This is a genomic window from Modestobacter lacusdianchii, assembly GCF_054177765.1.
Genome location: NZ_JBJJTJ010000004.1, coordinates 1 through 17,155 on the forward strand (window position 1 = coordinate 1; position 17,155 = coordinate 17,155).

General features: G+C 75.2%; 16 protein-coding genes. 12 read left to right on the top strand and 4 right to left on the bottom strand.

The features are described from left to right. Nucleotides 1–48: 48 nt before the first annotated feature. A complete protein-coding gene (locus ACJTNH_RS03660) occupies nucleotides 49–666 on the bottom strand; it encodes a 2-phospho-L-lactate transferase CofD family protein (RefSeq protein ID WP_458172918.1) in 618 nt (205 codons plus the stop codon). 368 nt (nucleotides 667–1,034) lie between these two features. Between ACJTNH_RS03660 and ACJTNH_RS03665 the strand changes: the two genes are divergently transcribed. Beyond that, nucleotides 1,035–1,298: a WhiB family transcriptional regulator gene (locus ACJTNH_RS03665; protein WP_458173102.1), complete on the top strand. Its 264-nt coding sequence runs from the start codon at nucleotides 1,035–1,037 to the stop codon at nucleotides 1,296–1,298. 230 nt (nucleotides 1,299–1,528) lie between these two features. Continuing rightward, on the top strand, nucleotides 1,529–2,407 hold the full coding sequence (locus ACJTNH_RS03670) for a hypothetical protein (RefSeq protein ID WP_458172919.1): 879 nt from the start codon (nucleotides 1,529–1,531) through the stop codon (nucleotides 2,405–2,407). Here ACJTNH_RS03670 and ACJTNH_RS03675 read toward each other — a convergent pair. The 3 genes from ACJTNH_RS03675 to ACJTNH_RS03685 form a co-directional block, all read right to left on the bottom strand. After that, nucleotides 2,382–3,950: a hypothetical protein gene (locus ACJTNH_RS03675; protein WP_458172920.1), complete on the bottom strand. Its 1,569-nt coding sequence runs from the start codon at nucleotides 3,948–3,950 to the stop codon at nucleotides 2,382–2,384. The genes ACJTNH_RS03670 and ACJTNH_RS03675 overlap by 26 nt on opposite strands. Before the next feature lie 63 nt (nucleotides 3,951–4,013). After that, complete coding sequence (locus tag ACJTNH_RS03680; protein ID WP_458172921.1) at nucleotides 4,014–4,472, bottom strand: metallopeptidase family protein; 459 nt, start codon at nucleotides 4,470–4,472, stop codon at nucleotides 4,014–4,016. A gap of 53 nt (nucleotides 4,473–4,525) precedes the next feature. Further along, nucleotides 4,526–5,278: an SDR family NAD(P)-dependent oxidoreductase gene (locus ACJTNH_RS03685; RefSeq protein ID WP_458172922.1), complete on the bottom strand. Its 753-nt coding sequence runs from the start codon at nucleotides 5,276–5,278 to the stop codon at nucleotides 4,526–4,528. A 142-nt stretch (nucleotides 5,279–5,420) separates the two neighbouring features. Here ACJTNH_RS03685 and ACJTNH_RS03690 point away from each other — a divergent pair, with 142 nt between their 5' ends. From ACJTNH_RS03690 to ACJTNH_RS03735, 10 genes are all read left to right on the top strand, one after another. Next, entirely contained in the window at nucleotides 5,421–5,771 is a 351-nt protein-coding gene (locus ACJTNH_RS03690) for a DUF3499 domain-containing protein (RefSeq protein WP_299952255.1), read from the top strand. Between the two features lie 93 nt (nucleotides 5,772–5,864). After that, nucleotides 5,865–7,244, top strand: coding sequence for a phosphomannomutase/phosphoglucomutase (locus ACJTNH_RS03695; protein WP_458172923.1), 1,380 nt, complete (start codon nucleotides 5,865–5,867; stop codon nucleotides 7,242–7,244). Then, a complete protein-coding gene (locus ACJTNH_RS03700) occupies nucleotides 7,241–7,450 on the top strand; it encodes a Trm112 family protein (RefSeq protein WP_458172924.1) in 210 nt (69 codons plus the stop codon). The genes ACJTNH_RS03695 and ACJTNH_RS03700 overlap by 4 nt, the downstream gene beginning before the upstream one ends. Then, a complete protein-coding gene (locus tag ACJTNH_RS03705) occupies nucleotides 7,447–8,604 on the top strand; it encodes an SIS domain-containing protein (protein WP_458172925.1) in 1,158 nt (385 codons plus the stop codon). Before ACJTNH_RS03700 ends, ACJTNH_RS03705 begins: the two co-directional genes overlap by 4 nt. Before the next feature lie 166 nt (nucleotides 8,605–8,770). Then, nucleotides 8,771–9,946, top strand: coding sequence for a mannose-6-phosphate isomerase, class I (manA, locus tag ACJTNH_RS03710; RefSeq protein ID WP_458172926.1), 1,176 nt, complete (start codon nucleotides 8,771–8,773; stop codon nucleotides 9,944–9,946). Nucleotides 9,947–10,187: 241 nt separating this feature from the next. Then, nucleotides 10,188–11,672 (top strand): adenosylhomocysteinase, encoded by a 1,485-nt coding sequence (ahcY, locus tag ACJTNH_RS03715; protein ID WP_458172927.1) that lies wholly within the window; start codon nucleotides 10,188–10,190, stop codon nucleotides 11,670–11,672. A 167-nt stretch (nucleotides 11,673–11,839) separates the two neighbouring features. Then, nucleotides 11,840–12,556, top strand: a complete 717-nt coding sequence (mtrA, locus tag ACJTNH_RS03720) for an MtrAB system response regulator MtrA (RefSeq protein WP_458172928.1) — start codon at nucleotides 11,840–11,842, stop codon at nucleotides 12,554–12,556. Between the two features lie 58 nt (nucleotides 12,557–12,614). Continuing rightward, nucleotides 12,615–14,345 carry an MtrAB system histidine kinase MtrB gene (mtrB, locus tag ACJTNH_RS03725; protein ID WP_458172929.1) on the top strand — a complete coding sequence of 577 codons (1,731 nt, stop codon included), beginning with the start codon at nucleotides 12,615–12,617 and terminating at the stop codon, nucleotides 14,343–14,345. Next, complete coding sequence (locus ACJTNH_RS03730) at nucleotides 14,342–16,063, top strand: LpqB family beta-propeller domain-containing protein (RefSeq protein ID WP_458172930.1); 1,722 nt, start codon at nucleotides 14,342–14,344, stop codon at nucleotides 16,061–16,063. Before mtrB ends, ACJTNH_RS03730 begins: the two co-directional genes overlap by 4 nt. A 275-nt stretch (nucleotides 16,064–16,338) precedes the next feature. After that, the gene (locus ACJTNH_RS03735) at nucleotides 16,339–17,121 is read left to right on the top strand and encodes a ComF family protein (RefSeq protein ID WP_458172931.1); all 783 of its coding nucleotides are present in this window, start codon (nucleotides 16,339–16,341) and stop codon (nucleotides 17,119–17,121) included. Nucleotides 17,122–17,155: the final 34 nt, after the last annotated feature.

Here is a 17,155-nt window from a genome sequence, read left to right on the forward strand (position 1 = left end):
CGCCCCCCGGCGCTGGAGGACCCCCGCCACCCCGACCAGGCGGCCGACCTACCCCGGGGTGTGTTGGGGGTCCAACACCAGGGGGTGGGCCCCGCCCCGCCCCTCGACGACCCCGGGGGCGGGGCGGGCGTCGTCCACCCCGACCTGGACGAAGCCGCGGGCGTCGAGCGCGGCCCGGTGCCGCACCCACCACTCCTGGAAGTGCAGCGCCTGTGGCCGCCCGGTCTCCGGGTCGTCGACCACGACGTGGGTCTCGACCCGCTGGTCGCTCATGGGCAGCAGCCGGACGCCGGGCTGCCACCGCTGGGCCAGTGCGGCGGTGACGTCGGAGAGCGGGTAGCCGGCGTCCAGCATGCGGGTGCGCACCAGGTGGGTGGCGAGGTCGCGGTCGCCGAGGCCGAACCAGGTGGGCTCGGCGCCGTAGGCGGCCAGCTCCTCCTTGACGACCCAGCTCTCACCGCGGCGGCCCCACCCGCGCTCCTCGTCGATCCCGTCACCGAGCGTGTACATCACGGTGTCGAGGTCGGGGCAGATGCGCAGCCCGTGCATGGTCACGTCGTCACCGGTGTTGACCACCGCGGTCACCTCGGCCCCGGGTGCCGCGGCCAGCACGCCGGTCAGGAAGCGGGCGCCGCCGACGCCTCCGGCGAGTACGACGATGTGCACCGGACCATCCTGCACGTCGTCAGATGTGCACCGGGCACCCGGTAGGGCACAACTCGATCTACACGAAACACCATCGTCCCGATGGCAGTTCCTGTGGAAGACGGCGGCGTGTCGGGGGAGCGCGTGACCACTTCAGCACAAGTTGTGACTGGTGTGACCGCTGTGACTCCGCGATACACGAGCTCGACTTGACCTCGACTCAACGACACGCGTGTAATTCCGACGTTGTCATCAGGCGCTGACGACCCGGGAACCGCCCGGAGGGCACGCGCCGTGACGGAGCGAGGGGACGCAACGTGATGGCCGAGGTGTCGTGGTTGAGCGAGTACAAGAGCGCAGCAGCAGGGTCGGGGTCCGACGTCCTGGGCATGGCGGGGGTCTTCGACGCCGGCCTCCGGGGCCTGGACGGCGAGGACCAGGGCTGGCAGGAGCGCGCCCTGTGCGCCGAGACCGACCCGGAGGCGTTCTTCCCGGAGAAGGGCGGCTCGACCCGCGAGGCCAAGAAGATCTGCACCGGCTGCGAGGTCCGCGCCGAGTGCCTGGAGTACGCGCTAGGCAACGACGAGCGCTTCGGCATCTGGGGCGGCCTGTCCGAGCGTGAGCGCCGCCGGCTCCGCCGCCGCGCCGGCTGAGGAGGGACCCCTTCGCCCCTGGCCCCGTCCCGAGGCTCGTCCCGAGCCTGCGAGGGATGAGGAGGACGGGGTCCTCCCACTCGCGGCGGGCCCCTGCGAAGGGGTCGGAGAGACGCCACCTGACGAGCACCGCACCACTGACCCGCTGACCTGACGTCGGCGGGCCGGACCCCACCCCCTCGCTGGGTCCGGCCGCCGATCCCGGGCGGCGATGTGGTCGACTGGCCGGTGTGCAGATCCGCGTCGCCGACGGACGAGCCCGGGTGGTCGGGGAGGTCCGCGCCGCCGCGCCGCTGATGGCCGACCTGGCCGCCCCCGCTCCCGCCCGCGGGCCGTGGCTGACCGCAGCGCTGAACGCGCAGTCCAGCGGTCCGCTGCGTCGGGTCCGCCCGTGCGCGGTGGTGGTGCAGCGGGACCCGCAGGGCCGGCCCGACGGGCTGGCCCTGCTGTCGTACCGGCGTCGTGGCGCGACGACCGCGATCACCCTGCTGGGCGCCGAGCCCGAGGCCGCGCCGCTGCCGGACGGGCGGCCCGCGGCCCGGCTGTACGCCCGGGACGACGACGTCGCCCACCGGCTGGCCGAGGGCGTGGCCGACCTGCTCGACCGGCTGCGCGCCCCGTGGACCCTGCGGCTGGCGGGCCTCCCGCTGGGCGACCCGACGGTGCGGCACCTCGCCGCGCTGATGCCCGACTCCTCGCTGGCGACCTCGCGCAGCCGCCTGCTGGTGGACGAGCTCGATGCGGTCGGCACCGTGCACCGCACCCGGGACCCGGCCGAGGTGGAGCGCCGGCTGCCCGACCTGCTGGCCCGCGTCCCTGCCGATCGGCGCGCGGCCACGGGGGCGGTCGTCCGGCTGCACGCCGCCGTCGGTGAGCTGGAGCTGGCCGTCGTGCCCGGCACGGGTGGCCCGGCGGCGCTCCTGCTGACCCTGCTGGACCGCGGGCCGGCCGGCGAGCAGCGGTGGCCCTGGTGGGGCGTCAGCGACGTGGGCGGGCTCCGGCGCGAGCTCGGGTCGCCCTCGGTCAGCCTGACCGCCGCCGCCGGGCTGAGCCGGCTCGGCCGGTCGGGTGGTGCCCGCGGCCTCAGCCGGGGTGCTGCAACCGGTTGACCCCGGCATCGTCCGTCGTCGGTGCGCTGTCCAGGCCGATCCGGACGACGCCGGCCGCCGGCGTGCTGCCGTTCTCCTGTGGGCCGACCGGGGCGATCGTGGCGGCGAGCTGGTACGCCCGGCCGGTGTACACCGGTGCACTGCCGTTGGGCCGGGTGTAGGTGGGGAAGAGGCCGACCAGCTCGACCCGGTCGCCGTCCCGGGTGAGCTGCAGCTGCGGGCTGGCGAGGTCCGCGTACTCGGTCAGCGAGCGGGCGCAGCCGGCGGCGACCGGGTCGGCCGGTGGCTCCGCGGTCAGGCAGTTGAACGTGGGCAGCCGGACGTGGGCCAGTGACCGGCGGCCGTCCGTGGAGACGCTGAGGCTCGGGTAGGTCACGGTGAGCCCGACCGCCCGCTGCTCGAGCAGCAGCCCCTGCGCGGAGACGCTCGCCGCGACACCGTCCTCGCCGAGCGGCACCGACGTCAGCGCGAGCGCGGCCGCGGCGGTCTCGCTCGCCCCGGCCGGGACGGTGGTCGTGGGCTCGGTGGCGTCCAGCCCCGGGACGGCGGGGTCCGTGGGGGCGCTCAGCGTGGCGGCTGCGCCGTCCGCCGGCCCGGTCGGCCCGACCACGCCGTCCGGGCCGGGCGTCTGCCGGCTGCTCACCTGGGTCCCGGGCGCACCGCCCGGGCGGTGCCCGGTCACCGCGATCGTCACCGCGGCGAGCACCAGCAGGACGGCGGCGCCGAGCGCTGCGCCGCGGGTCCGGCCCGGGGTGCCCGCCCCGTCGGACCTGGTCGCCCCGGTCCGGGCGGGGGTGCGGTCGGCCGGCGCGGGAACCGCGGCCGGAGCCGGCGCCGCGGCGGGCAGCGCCGGCACCGACCCGGGCGGGTTCTCCAGGAAGCCCGGGAGGTCGTCCACCACCTCGGCCGGGCCGTCGTCCCCGACGCCGGGGGACGCCGGCGGCAGCCCCGCCGCGGCCGGGCCCGCCGCGCCATGCCGCCGCCGTCCCGTACCCGTGGCCAGGGCAGCGGTCGCGATCCCGGCGGCGAGGGCGAGCAGTGCGGTCACCAGCACCCAGCGGGTGGCGTCCGGAGAGGTCGACACCCGGGCCGGCGTCGCCTCCGACCCGCGGTCGACGTCCACCAGGTCCTCGTCCGCGCCCTGCTCGACGAGGGTGCCGACGACGGCGTTGGCCGCCGCGACGGCGGCGTCCCGGTCGCCCAGGGCGACCCGCACGGTGATCGCCGCGGTCCGGTCGGCGCGGTCGACCGTGGTGCCCTCCTGCAGCTCCTCCAGCGAGGTGTCCGCCAGCTCCGGGCTGCTCTCGCGGGCGGTGCGCAGCGTGGTCGCCGAGTCGGCCAGCGCCGCGTAGCGGTCGGCGAGCAGGACGGCGGCGTCCGCGCCGGCGTCGGTGCGCGGGGTGACCGTCAGGCTCGCCGCGGCCGTCGTGGCGCGCGGCTGCAGGGCCAGGGCGGCGAGCCCCAGCCCGAGCACGACCAGCAGCACGACGGCCCCGGTGACCAGGGTGCGGGTGGCGGGCGGCTTCTCGTCGGGTTTGCTCATCTCGGCGCCCAGCATGGCAAGGCCCGCGGTCGGTGCGGCCCGGCGGTCGGTGGCGCCGGCCCGCTACGCGGTCGGGTCGATCTCCTCCGGGTCCCGGCCCAGCAGCACGGCCACCTGGTCGACGACCACGTCCCGCACCAGGTCGGCGAGGTCGTCGCGGTCGGCGGCGCGGATCTCCAGGGGGCGGCGGTAGACCACGATCCGCGCCGGGTGCTCCTGACCGCCGTCGCGGTGGGCGGGCAGCACGCGGGCCAGCGGCACGCTGCCGTCCTCCAGCACGTCGGCGTCCAGGACCACCTCATCGGGGCTGGTGTGGTCGACCCACGGCACGTCCTCGACCGCGAACTCGACCCCGGCCAGCTCCCGCTCCCAGCGGCGCTCGAGGTCCTCGACGGCGTCGAGCACGAGGTCGTCGAACTGCTCCGCGCGGCTGCGGGACAGCGGCACGGTCGGTGGGACGAGGCGGCCACGCAGTCCGCGGCCGTGTCGGTCGCGGCGGGCTCGGGCGGGGAGGCGGTCCATCGCGGCTGGAGCCTACGGGCTGGCGTCCGGTCGGGGGCCGGGGACGCGGCAGCTCACCGGGGCATCCGACGCCACAGCGGGCGGGGCAGCGACCGCAGGACCAGTGCGGCCAGCCGGAGGTGGCCGGGCACCCACACGACCGACCGCCCTCGGCGCACCGCCTCGGCCACCGCGTCGGCGACCTGCGCCGGGGTGCTGGACAGCGGAGCCGGGCTCATCCCCGCGGTCATCCGGCCGATCACGAACCCCGGCCGGACGAGCAGCAGCCTCACACCGGTGCCGTGCAGAGCGTCGGCCAGGCCGCTGGCGAACCCGTCGAGCCCGGCCTTCGCCGAGCCGTAGACGTAGTTGGCCCGCCGCACCCGCACCCCGGCGACGGAGGAGAAGACGACGATCCGGCCCGCCCCGGCGGCCCGCATGAACCGCGCCAGGTGGGTGAGCACCGACACCTGGGCCACGTAGTCGGTGGAGACGACCGACACCGCGTGCGCGGCATCGGTCTCCGCCCGCGCCTGGTCGCCGAGGACCCCGAACGCGAGCAGCGCGATCGTGTTGCCCGCCCCCTGGCCGAGCGCGCCGGTCAGCAGCCGCTCGTGGCCGGCCAGGTCGTCGGCGTCGAACTCCAACCGCTCCACCACCGTGGCGCCGGCCGCCCGCAGCCGGGCCTCCTCGGCGTCCAGCTCGTCGCTGCGGCGCGCGGCCAGCTGGACCCGTCGCGCGCCGTCGCGGACCAGCCGCTCGGCCAGCTCCACGCCGATCTCGCTCCGGCCGCCGAGCAGCAGCACCGTGTCCGGTCCGGTCGTCATCGCCGTCCTCCTGGTCGGGGTGGAGAGCCGGTCGCGCTCGGACCGCCCGGGTCGCGTGGGGGACCGGACGCGCGCGGGTTCGGTGTGCCTCCTCCACAGGCGACCGCTTCGGAGTTAGTGTGCCAACCGTGAGGAACCGGTGGTGAGGCAGTCGCGACGCTGTTCGCGCAGCGGATGTGCCCAGCCGGCGGCGGCGACCCTGACCTACGTCTACGCGGAGTCCACGGCCGTCGTCGGCCCGCTGGCGACGTACTCGGAGCCGCACAGCTACGACCTGTGCGAGTTCCACGCGGGCCGGTTGACCGTGCCGCGCGGCTGGGAGGTCGTCCGGCACGAGATCGACGTCGACGACGCCGGCCCGACCGGCGACGACCTGCTGGCGCTGGCCGACGCCGTCCGCGAGGCGGCCCGCCCCGAGCCCCCGCGCGACCCGGCCGACGACGGCAGCGGCACCCGCCGCGGCCACCTGCGCGTCCTGCCCGACCTCAGCTGACCGGTCCTGCGCGCTGAGCGCACCCCGCGCCGTTAGGGTCGACTCGCCGCAGGCCGCCCGGGCCGCGGTCCCTGACTGCGAGGATGAGCTGCGTTGCCGGACCTGACATCGATCATCAAGGCCTACGACGTGCGCGGGGTCGTCCCGGACCAGTGGGACGAGGACGTGGCCCGCGCCATCGGTGCCGCCTTCGCCGAGTTCGCCCACGCCGAGACCGGCGCCACGGCGGTCGTGACCGCGCACGACATGCGTGACTCGTCGGTGCCCCTCTCCCGCGCTTTCGCGGAGGGCGTCCTCTCCCGCGGCGTCGACGTCGTCGAGGCAGGGCTGGGCTCCACCGACATGCTGTACTTCGCCGCCGGCTCGCTGGGGCTTCCCGGGGCGATGTTCACCGCCAGCCACAACCCGGCGCAGTACAACGGGATCAAGCTGTGCCGGGCCGGAGCCGCGCCCATCGGCCAGGACTCTGGGCTCGTGCAGATCCGTGAGTGGGCCGAGCAGTTGCTCGACGGCCACGCGGTCTTCGCGCGCGAGCCCGAGCGCCTCGGCACGGTCAGCGGCCGCGACCTGGTCGCCGAGTACGCCGCCTACCTGCGGCAGCTGGTCGACCTGTCCGGCATCCGCCCGCTGAAGGTGGTCGTGGACGCCGGTAACGGCATGGGCGGCTACACCGTGCCCGTCGTCCTGTCCGGGCTGCCGCTGGACATCGTGCCGATGTACTTCGAGCTCGACGGGTCGTTCCCCAACCACGAGGCGAACCCGCTCGACCCGGCGAACCTCGTCGACCTGCAGGCGGCGGTGACCGAGCACGGCGCGGACATCGGCCTGGCGTTCGACGGCGACGCCGACCGCTGCTTCATCGTCGACGAGCGTGGCGAGCCGGTCAGCCCGTCCGCGATCACCGGGCTGGTTGCCGTCCGCGAGCTGGCCAAGGGCGCCGGCACCACGATCATCCACAACCTGATCACGTCGCACGCGGTCCCGGAGATCGTCCGGGAGCACGGGGGCGAGCCGGTGCGCACCCGGGTGGGGCACTCGTTCATCAAGGCCGAGATGGCCCGGACCGACGCGATCTTCGGTGGCGAGCACTCGGCGCACTACTACTTCCGGGACTTCTGGCGGGCCGACACCGGGATGCTCGCCGCGATGCACGTGCTCGCCGCGCTCGGTGAGCAGGGGAAGCCGCTGTCCGAGCTGACCGAGTCCTACGAGCGGTACGTCGCCTCGGGTGAGATCAACTCGACGGTCGTCGACCAGGCCGGTCGGGTCGCCGCGGTGCGGGAGACGTTCGGGGAGGGCGAGGGCGTCACCGTCGACGAGCTCGACGGCCTGACCGTCGAGCTGCCCGACGGCGCCTGGTTCAACCTGCGGGCCAGCAACACCGAGCCCCTGCTGCGGCTGAACGTCGAGGCGCCCGACGCCGCCCGGATGGCGCAGGTCCGCGACGACGTCCTGGCCGTGGTGCGGGCATGACCGCGGGCGGCGGGGTGCACTCGGCGACGCTGGGCATCGACCCGGCGCTGCTGGCGATCCTGGCCTGCCCGGACACCCATCACACGTCCCTGACCGTGGACGTCGAGGCGAGCGAGCTCGTCTGCCCGACCTGCTCCCGCGCCTTCCCGGTGCGCGACGGCATCCCGGTGCTGCTGCTCGACGAGGCCCGGCAGCGTCCGGCATGACGTCGCCGGAGCTGGCCGAGGAGGTGCTCGCCGACCTCGACCTGCTGCGTGCCCGGGACCCCCGCGGGCTGCTGCCGGCCGTCGCCGGGGCGGGTGCCCAGGTGCGGGAGACCACCCGGCTGACTCGGGAGACCGGCCTGGACCGGGTGACCGCCGGCGGCCGCCCCCGCGGCATCGTGATCGTCGCCCGCCGCGAGGGCGCCGTCGCCGCGGCAGTGCTGCGCGCGCTGCTCGGACCGGCCAGCCCGGTGACCGTCGACGTCGTCCCGGGGCCCGAGCTGCCGGTCTGGATGGGGCCCTCGGACGTCGCCGTGGTGGCCACCCGCACCGGGGCGGGCCGCTATGCCGTCGCCCCCGCCTACGAGGCGGCCCGCCGCGGGGTCGCGATGGTCGGCATCGGCGCCGAGGACTCGCCGCTGCACGCCGCCTGTGCCAGCGCGCGGGCGCCTTACGTCGCGCTGCCGGCGACCCGGGTGCGGCACACCACGCTGTGGTCGTTGCTCACCCCGATGCTGCTGCTCGCCGCCGACCTGGGCCTGCTGCCCGCGGACGCCGCGGACACCGAGCTGGTCGCCGCCGCGCTGGACGAGACGGCGGCGGAGTGCGGCCCGGCGCGGGAGTCCTTCGTCAACCCGGCCAAGACGCTCGCCCTCGAGCTGCTGGACGCCCTGCCGGTGATCGTCGCCGAGGGGCCGCTCGCCGGAGCCTCCGCCGGGCGGGTCGCCGACCAGCTCGCCACGCTCGCCGGGCTCCCGGTGGGCAGCTTCCGGCTGCCGGACCAGCGGGTCGCCGCCCGTACCGTCGTGGGGGGCCCACTCGCCCCGGAGGAGGGTCCGGACGACTTCTTCCGGGACCGGCTGGACGACCCCGGGCGCCGGCTGCGCCTGATCACCATCCGGGACGCCGACGCAGCCGGGCACGACGGGGGCGAGCGCGATGCCCGGTCGGCGGATGAGGCGATGCAGGAGGTGCTGCGTGTCGCCGCCGGTCACAACGTGCCGGTCAGTGCGCTCGCCGAACAGGACGACGGTGCGCAGCCGGGGCTCGTGCGTTCCCCGCGGCTGGCGCGGCTCGCCCGGCAGCTGGCCGTGGCCGACTTCAGCGCCGTCTACCTCGCGCTGGCCCTCGACCACGAGCGCGCCCTGCACCCCTGACCCACCGGCATGTCAGGGAGCCGTCGGGGGGGTGAGCTGGTGGCAGGACTCGCCGTGGTTCCCGCGTGACGGTTGTGGCCCCGGTGGCCCCTGTCATGACACGAGGGGCCACCGTCGGTGGGTTCAGTGGTTGGCTGGAGGAGAGCCAGAGGTATCGTCCCGCCCGATGTGGCAGATGACGAACGCCGTGCGCCATTACCCGTGGGGATCCCACACGGTCATCCCCGAGCTGCTCGGGCAGCCCTCGCCGGCTGACCAGCCGCACGCGGAGCTGTGGATGGGGGCGCACCCGGGAGAGCCGAGCGTCCTGTCCGACGGCCGGCCGTTGGACAAGGCGATCGCAGCGGAACCCGACGTGATGTTGGGCGCCGCAGCCCGGCACCGGTTCGGTGACCGGCTGCCGTTCCTGATGAAGGTGCTCGCCGCGGACAAGCCGCTGTCCCTGCAGGCCCATCCCACCACCGCGCAAGCGGAGGTGGGCTTCGCGGCCGAGGAGGCGGCGGGCGTCCCGCTCGACGACCCGACGCGCACCTTCAAAGACCCGTTCCACAAGCCGGAGATCCTGCTGGCGATCACCCCGGTCGAAGCCCTGTGCGGGTTCCGCCCCCTGGTCGAGTCGCTGCACTGCCTGGCCAAGCTCCAGCTGACCGAGCTGCTGCCGACGATCGCCGCGCTCGCTCACGGCGGCCTGCGCACGGCGATCCCGCAGCTGCTCGCGCTGTCGACCCGTCGCCGTGAGTCGCTCGTCACCGCAGTGGCAGAGAAGGCAGCCAGCTTCGTCGCCGCGCACGACCCGGAGTTCATCAACACCTACCGGTGGGCGGCGAGCCTGGCCGAGACCTATCCGGGTGACCCGGGCGTGGTGATCTCGCTGATGTGCAACCACCTGAGGCTGGCGCCCGGGGAGGCGGTGTTCCTGCCTGCGGGGAACCTGCACGCCTACCTCAGCGGAGCCGGCGTCGAGGTCATGGCCAGCTCGGACAACGTGCTGCGGGGTGGGCTGACCTCCAAGCACGTGGACCTGGCCGCGCTGATCGAGGTGCTCGACTTCACCGACGGCAAGGTGCCGGTCATCCATCCGGTGCTCGGCCCGGGTGGGCTTCGCTATCCGACGCCGGTGGACGACTTCGACCTCACCCGCGTCCAGGTCGATGTGGAGCCCGGGGTGTTGACCACCTCCGGTCCGCAGGTGGTGCTGTGCACCGAAGGGCCCGCGGTGCTCTCCGGCGAGGACGGTGACGTGACGCTGCACCAGGGGGAGTCGGCGTTTGTCCCGGCCGGGCAACCGGTCACCGCACGTGGGCCGGCTGTCCTCTACCGCGCCACCACCGCCCTGCGCTGACGCGGTCGCCAGAAGGTCGACGGCGGCCGCTGCCGCTGCCGCCGCCGACTCGGACCGGCGGACACGCCGCTGCGGCACGGTCGCCCCCGCGGGTGAGGTCGTCTACGACCCCACGGCGTTACCCTGGGTGCGGCACGAGCCCCGCCGAAGCCTCGGCATGCTCGCTCGCCCCGCGCACCGCCGGGGACACAGCGACCGACAGCGCCCGCCCACCCGGGGCAGGGCCGGACACTGGAGCGACATGACCGCCAGCACTGGCACCCGCGTACTGACCGACGGCGACTTCAAGGTCGCCGACCTCTCCCTGCACGGCTTCGGGCGCAAGGAGATCAGCCTCGCCGAGCACGAGATGCCCGGCCTGATGGCCCTCCGCGAGGAGTACGGCGACGCGCAGCCGCTGGCCGGCGCCCGGATCGCCGGCTCGCTGCACATGACCATCCAGACCGCGGTGCTCATCGAGACCCTGGTCGCGCTCGGCGCCGACGTGCGCTGGGTCAGCTGCAACATCTTCTCCACCCAGGACCACGCCGCCGCGGCGATCGTCGTCGGCGACGGCACCCCCGAGCAGCCCACCGGCGTCCCGGTCTTCGCCTGGAAGGGCGAGACCCTGCCGGAGTACTGGTGGTGCACCCAGCGGCTGTTCGAGTTCACCGACGCCGACGGCACGGTGATCGGCCCGAACATGCTCCTGGACGACGGTGGCGACGCGACCCTGCTGGTGCACCTGGGCACCCGCTTCGAGGCCGACGGCGTCGTCCCGGACACCACCGACGCCGACTCGGAGGAGTACGGCGTCATCCTGGAGACCCTGCGCACCAGCCTCGCCGAGGACGGTCAGCGCTGGACCAAGATCGGCCAGGGCATCAAGGGCGTCACCGAGGAGACCACCACCGGCGTCCTGCGGCTGTACGAGCTCGCCCGCGAGGGCCGGCTGCTCTTCCCGGCGATCAACGTCAACGACTCGGTCACCAAGAGCAAGTTCGACAACCTCTACGGCTGCCGGCACTCGCTGATCGACGGCCTCAACCGGGCCACCGACGTGATGATCGGCGGCAAGGTGGCCGTGGTCTGCGGCTACGGCGACGTCGGCAAGGGCTGCGCGGAGTCGCTGCGCGGCCAGGGCGCCCGGGTCATCGTCACCGAGATCGACCCGATCAACGCCCTGCAGGCGGCCATGCACGGCTACGAGGTGACCACGCTGGACGAGGTGATCGGCAAGGCCGACATCGTCATCACCACCACCGGCAACAAGGACATCATCTCCGCCGAGCAGCTGGCCTCGACCAAGCACCAGGCGATCATCGGCAACATCGGCCACTTCGACAACGAGATCGACATGGCCGGCCTGGCCCGCACCCCGGGCGTCGTCAAGACGAACATCAAGCCGCAGGTCGACGAGTGGCGGTTCGCCGACGGCCACACGATCATCGTGCTCTCCGAGGGCCGGCTGCTGAACCTGGGCAACGCCACCGGGCACCCCAGCTTCGTGATGAGCGCGTCCTTCTCCAACCAGACGCTCGCCCAGATCGAGCTGTGGGCCAACCAGGCCGCGTACGAGGGCAAGACCCCCGGCGTCACCGTGCTGCCCAAGAAGCTCGACGAGCACGTCGCCCGGCTGCACCTGGACGCCCTCGGGGTGAAGCTCACGACGCTGACCAAGGTGCAGGCGGACTACCTCGGCGTCCCGGTCGAGGGGCCCTACAAGTCCGAGCACTACCGCTACTAGAAGGACCCCCTTGCCCCCCACCACGAGCAAGCTCGCGGTGGGGCCCTGCAAGGGGGCCGACGGCTGGGCGCGCCGAGCCGCCGGCCGGCGGTCGAGCTGCACGTTCCGCCCCGCCCGGGGGAAGTCCCCGGGCGGGGCGGACCGCTTCCTGGCGTGCGTCACGCAGAATGGGGCCCGTGCCACCTTCCGCACCCACCTCCGGGGCCAGCCGCGGCCGTGTCCTCGTCGTCGACGACGACGCCGCCCTCGCCGAGATGCTGGGCATCGTGCTGCGGCGGGAGGGCTACGAGCCGGCGTTCGTCTCCGACGGTGCCCGGGCCGTCGCCACCTTCCAGCAGGTGCGCCCCGACCTCGTGCTGCTGGACCTGATGCTGCCCGGGCGCAACGGCCTGCAGATCTGCGCCGACATCCGCACCCAGTCCGCCGTCCCGGTGATCATGCTGACCGCCAAGGGCGACACGATCGACGTCGTCCAGGGGCTCGAGGCCGGCGCCGACGACTACGTCACCAAGCCGTTCAAGCCGGTGGAGCTGGTGGCCCGGGTCCGCGCCCAGTTGCGCCGCGGTGAGACCGGGCAGGCCGAGAGCCTCTCCATCGGCGACGTGCAGATCGACGTCCCGGCCCACCAGGTGACCCGCGACGGCGTGCCGATCGCGCTCACCCCCCTGGAGTTCGACCTGCTGGTCGCCCTGGCCCGCAAGCCGCGCCAGGTGTTCACCCGGGAGCTGCTGCTGGAGCAGGTCTGGGGCTACCGGCACGCCGCGGACACCCGGCTGGTCAACGTGCACGTGCAGCGACTGCGGGCCAAGGTCGAGCGCGATCCGGAGAAGCCCGAGGTGGTCCTCACCGTCCGCGGCGTCGGGTACAAGGCCGGCCCGCCGTGACCTGCGGTCCGCTGCCCGCCGTCCGTCCCGGCCCGGCCGGCTGGGCTCCCGCCCGCCGGTGAGCACCACGACCGGCCCGTCCCCGGTCGGCCAGGCCGGGCCGCCGGCCGCCACCGCGGACGGCGGGGGCCGACCACCGCGCCGGGCGACCGGGGACGTGGTCCGCGGGGTCCGCCGCCGGGTGCGCCGGTCCCGCCGCCGGGCGTTCGTCGCCAGCGGCCGTGCCGCCCGCCGGGTGGTGCAGGCGTGGCGCTCGTCGCTGCAGCTGCGCGTCGGTGCGATCACCATGGTGGTCGCCGGGGTCGTGGTGGTCATCGTCAGCCTGGTGCTGTTCAGCCAGATCAGCGACCAGCTGCTCGGGGTGAAGCGGCAGGCCGCGGTCGACCAGTCGCTGTCCGGCGTCCAGTACGCCCAGTCCGAGGTCAGCGGCATCGCCACCGGTGACTCGGCGAGCGTCCGGACGACGCTGTCCCGCACCGTGCAGGGGCTGCGCTCCCGCGGCGGCGCGGCCGGTGACTTCGACGTGGTGATGGTCTACCGGTCCGGCGACCAGGTCCGCCCCGCGTCCACGCGCACCTCGCTGAGCTACCGCGACATGCCCACCGACCTGCGCGCCCAGGTCGCCGACGGCACCCAGGCCTACCGCTACGCCCAGGTGCCCGACGCGGCCGGGCGGGCGATGCCCAGCCTGCTCGTCGGCGCACCGGTGCAGACCGACGGCCGCAGCGGCGACCGGGTGGAGGTCTACTTCGTCTTCCCGCTGGACCAGGAGCAGGAGAGCCTGTCGCTGATCCGCAGCACGGTGGTGATCAGCGGGGTCGCGCTGGTGCTCTTCGTCGTCGGCATCGGCGTGCTGGTGACCCGGCTCGTGGTCGACCCGGTGCGCCGGGTGGCCGGCAGCGCGCAGCGGCTCGCCGAGGGCCACCTGGAGGAGCGGCTGGTGGTGCGCGGGGCCGACGACCTCGCCCGGCTGGCGACCAGCTTCAACGCGATGGCCGACAGCCTGCAGCGCCAGATCACCCAGCTGGAGGGCCTGTCGCACCTGCAGCAGCGGTTCACCTCCGACGTCTCGCACGAGCTGCGCACCCCGCTGACGACGGTGCAGATGGCCGCCGCGGTGCTGCACGAGGCCCGCGGCGACTTCGACCCCGCGGTGGCCCGCTCGGCGGAGCTGCTGCGGGTCGAGCTCGACCGGTTCGAGGTCCTGCTGTCGGACCTGTTGGAGATCAGCCGGTACGACGCCGGGGCCGCGGTGCTCGAGGCGGAGGCCCAGGACCTCGGTCCGCTGGTGCAGCGGGTGGTCGCCGGCATGACCGCGCTGGCCGAACGGCACGACTGCGAGCTGCGGGTCAGCGTCCCGGCCGTGCCGGTGATCGCCGAGGTGGACGGACGTCGGGTGGAGCGGGTGCTGCGCAACCTGGTGGGCAACGCCATCGAGCACGGTCGGGGCGAACCGGTCGAGATCACCCTGGCCGCCTCCGCGACCGCGGCCGCGATGACCGTGCGCGACCACGGCGTCGGCCTGACCTCGGCCGACGCCGAGCACGTCTTCGACCGCTTCTGGCGGGCCGACCCCTCACGGGTGCGCACCGTGGGCGGCAGTGGGCTGGGCCTGTCGATCAGCCTGGAGGACGCGCGCCTGCACGGTGGCTGGCTGCAGGTGTGGGGGCAGCCGGGGCAGGGGGCGCAGTTCCGGCTGACCGTGCCACTGGTGGCCGGCACCGAGCTGACCAGCTCGCCGTTGCCGCTGCGACCCTCGCTGCTGCGCCGGATCGAGTCGCCGTCGTGAGCCGCCGCCGGCTGGGCGTGCTGGCCGCCCTGGTCACCGTGCTGGTGAGCGGGTGCAGCACGGTGCCCAGCAGCTCACCGACCGTGCCGATCACCCAGGTCGCCGGCCCCACCGACGGGGCCGTCGGGATCGAGCCGCTGGCCCCCGAGGCCGGTGCCACCCCGGAGGAGGTCGTCCGGGGCTTCATCGACGCCAGCGCCAGCTCGGTGCGCAACCACCCGGTCGCCCGCCAGTACCTCTCCGAGGAGGCCGCGGACTCCTGGCGCGACAGCGACGGGGTGACCGTGCTCAGCGGTGACTACGCCCGGGTGCAGACCCAGCCGGGCATCGTGGAGGTGACCGCCAATGAGGTGGGCACCGTCGACGAGCGGGGCTCCTTCACCGTCAGCGGCGGCGAGGTCTTCCTCCGTTCGTTCACCCTCAGCGACGAGTCAGGGGAGTGGCGGATCACCGACCCGCCGGACGGGCTGCTGCTCCTCGAGCCGGACTTCGCCCGCACCTACGAGCCGGTCGACGCCTACTTCCTCGACCCGACCGGCACCCGGGTCGTCCCCGACCCCCGCTACCTGATCGACGGTGAGGCCCAGCCGAACGTCCTGGTGCAACGGCTGATCGACGGACCCTCGCCGGCCATCGCCGCGGGCGTGGTGAACCCGCTGGCCGGAGCGGTGCTGCGCAGCACGGTGCGCACCTCCGGGCAGACCGCCACCGTCGACCTCACCTTCCCCCCGGACGTCACCGACGCCACGCTGATCGGCGCCGCCAGCCAGCTGGTGTGGTCGCTGGAGCAGCTGGGCTTCCAGTCGGTCGTGGTGCTCCGCGACGGCCAGGAGCTGGGGCTCCCCGACGTGCCGGCCGAGCAGGGGGTCGGCGACTGGGCCGGCCTGGACCCCGACGCCGCCCCGGCCGACGCGGTCGGGCACTACCTGGTCGACGGGGCCCTGTACCGGGCGGTCGACGGCAGCCCCGCGCCGGGCCCGGCCGGGCAGGGGGCCTACGCGCTCACCGCGGCCGGGGTCTCGGTGGACACCCGCACCGGTGCGCTGGACTGGACCGTCGGGGTGTCCGCCGCCGCCCCCGGCGGCCTGGCGACCCTCCTGGCCGGCCCCTACGGCGGGGAGCTCGCGCCGGTGCTCACCGGCGCGAGCTTCACCGACCCGACGACGGCCGCCCCCCGCGGCGAGGTGTGGACCGTGCGCAACGGTACGGAGGTCGTCCGCGTGCCCTCCGGCGGCGCCCCGCAGACCGTCAGCGCCACCACCCTCTCCGGCCTCGGCCGGACGACGGAGTTCCAGCTCTCCCCGGACGGCGTGCGGGCCGCCGTGGTGATCGAGGGGCCGCAGGGCGGGCAGGTCTACGTCGGCACCGTGGTGCGGGACGAGGACGCGGTGAGCGTGCGGGACCTGCGGTCGGTCGCGCCGTCGGTGCGCCAGATCGTGGACGTCGCCTGGCGCAACGCCGGGCTGCTCATGCTGCTGGCCGGTGACCCGAGCACCGGGCGCACCGTGCCGTACACGGTCGGCGTGGACGGCTGGCTGCTGACCGAGGTGACCGACAGCGGGCTGCCCGGCCAGCCCACGGCGCTGGCCGCCGCACCGGGCCGCCAGCCGCTGGTCAGCGCCGACGACACGATGTGGCAGTTCGCCGGTGGCTACTGGGTCACCCTGGTGCGCGGCGCCCCACCGCTGCGCGGCAGCGCGCCCTTCTACCCGACCTGAGCCGCCCCGGCGCCGCCCGCCGGCGGGCGTCGCCGTCCACAGCAGGGTCGCCCGTCCCCAGCCCGTGCCGGCGGGCACCGAGGAGGTCACCGGCCCGGCAGGGTCGGGCCATGCGGGTCCTCCACGGCGACCGGGTCCTCCACGGCGACCGGGTCCTCCACGGCGACCAGGTCCTCCACGGCGACCGGGTCCTCCACGGCGACCGGGTGCCCCGACGGGGTCTGGTGGGGGGAGGCCCGGGCGGGACGGCGGTCGGCCGGGGCGGGGGGCCGACGGTGCTGCTCACGCTCGGCGCGCGCGTGCTGGCCGACCTGGTGCTGCCGCAGGACTGCGCCGGGTGCGCCGCCCCGGGCGTGCTGCTCTGCCCGGCCTGCCGGGCGCGGCTGGCCCGCCCGCGACTCGCCGAGCCACGCCGGCACCCGCCGGGCTTCCCACCCACCGTGGCCGCGGGGGCGTACGCCGGTCCGGTCCGGCCGGCGGTGCTGGCGTTCAAGGAGCACGGGCGGTCGGAGCTGGCCGGCCCCCTGGGCGCCGCGCTGGCACTGGCGGTGGTCGCCGTCCTGGCCGGCCTGCCGCCGGGCCCCGCCGGTCAGCCGGGCCGCACCGGCCCGCCGGTCGTGCTGGTGCCCGTGCCGAGCTCGGCGGCAGCGGTGCGCAGCCGCGGCCGCGACCACGTGCGGGAGCTGGCCCGCTCCGCGGTCGGTGAGCTGCGGCAGGCCGGGGTGCCGGCGGTGGCGCTGCCGCTGCTGGGCCGGGCCGGCCGCACCCGGGACTCGGCCGGCCTGGACGCCGCGCAGCGGCGGGCCAACCTGGCCGGCCGGTTCCGCGCACGGCCGGTCGTGCTGCCGCCGGGCAGCCGGCTGGTGCTGGTCGACGACGTGGTCAGCAGCGGCGCCACGCTGACCGAGGCGGCCCGTGCCCTGGCTGCCCGGCAGCCGGACGGTCCGGCGCCCGGCGGGGACACGCCGGTGCTGGCCGCGGTGGTCGCGGCGACCCCGCGACGCGTCCGCCGGCCCGCTGACCCACCCCCACCAGGGGCGTTCACGGTGCGTCGCTGAGCCACCGCTGGGAGGTGGGCCGCTTCCGGTGTCG

Bases quoted from the DNA above. Each gene is read 5' to 3' on its own strand.
- ACJTNH_RS03700 (WP_458172924.1), top strand. From the start codon at position 7,241: ATGACCGCGGGCGGCGGGGTGCACTCGGCGACGCTGGGCATCGACCCG.
- ACJTNH_RS03665 (WP_458173102.1), top strand. From the start codon at position 1,035: ATGGCGGGGGTCTTCGACGCCGGCCTCCGGGGCCTGGACGGCGAGGAC.
- ACJTNH_RS03680 (WP_458172921.1), bottom strand. From the start codon at position 4,472: ATGGACCGCCTCCCCGCCCGAGCCCGCCGCGACCGACACGGCCGCGGA.
- ACJTNH_RS03705 (WP_458172925.1), top strand. From the start codon at position 7,447: ATGACGTCGCCGGAGCTGGCCGAGGAGGTGCTCGCCGACCTCGACCTG.
- ACJTNH_RS03685 (WP_458172922.1), bottom strand. From the start codon at position 5,278: ATGACGACCGGACCGGACACGGTGCTGCTGCTCGGCGGCCGGAGCGAG.
- ACJTNH_RS03675 (WP_458172920.1), bottom strand. From the start codon at position 3,950: ATGAGCAAACCCGACGAGAAGCCGCCCGCCACCCGCACCCTGGTCACC.
- ahcY (WP_458172927.1), top strand. From the start codon at position 10,188: ATGACCGCCAGCACTGGCACCCGCGTACTGACCGACGGCGACTTCAAG.
- mtrA (WP_458172928.1), top strand. From the start codon at position 11,840: ATGGGGCCCGTGCCACCTTCCGCACCCACCTCCGGGGCCAGCCGCGGC.
- manA (WP_458172926.1), top strand. From the start codon at position 8,771: ATGTGGCAGATGACGAACGCCGTGCGCCATTACCCGTGGGGATCCCAC.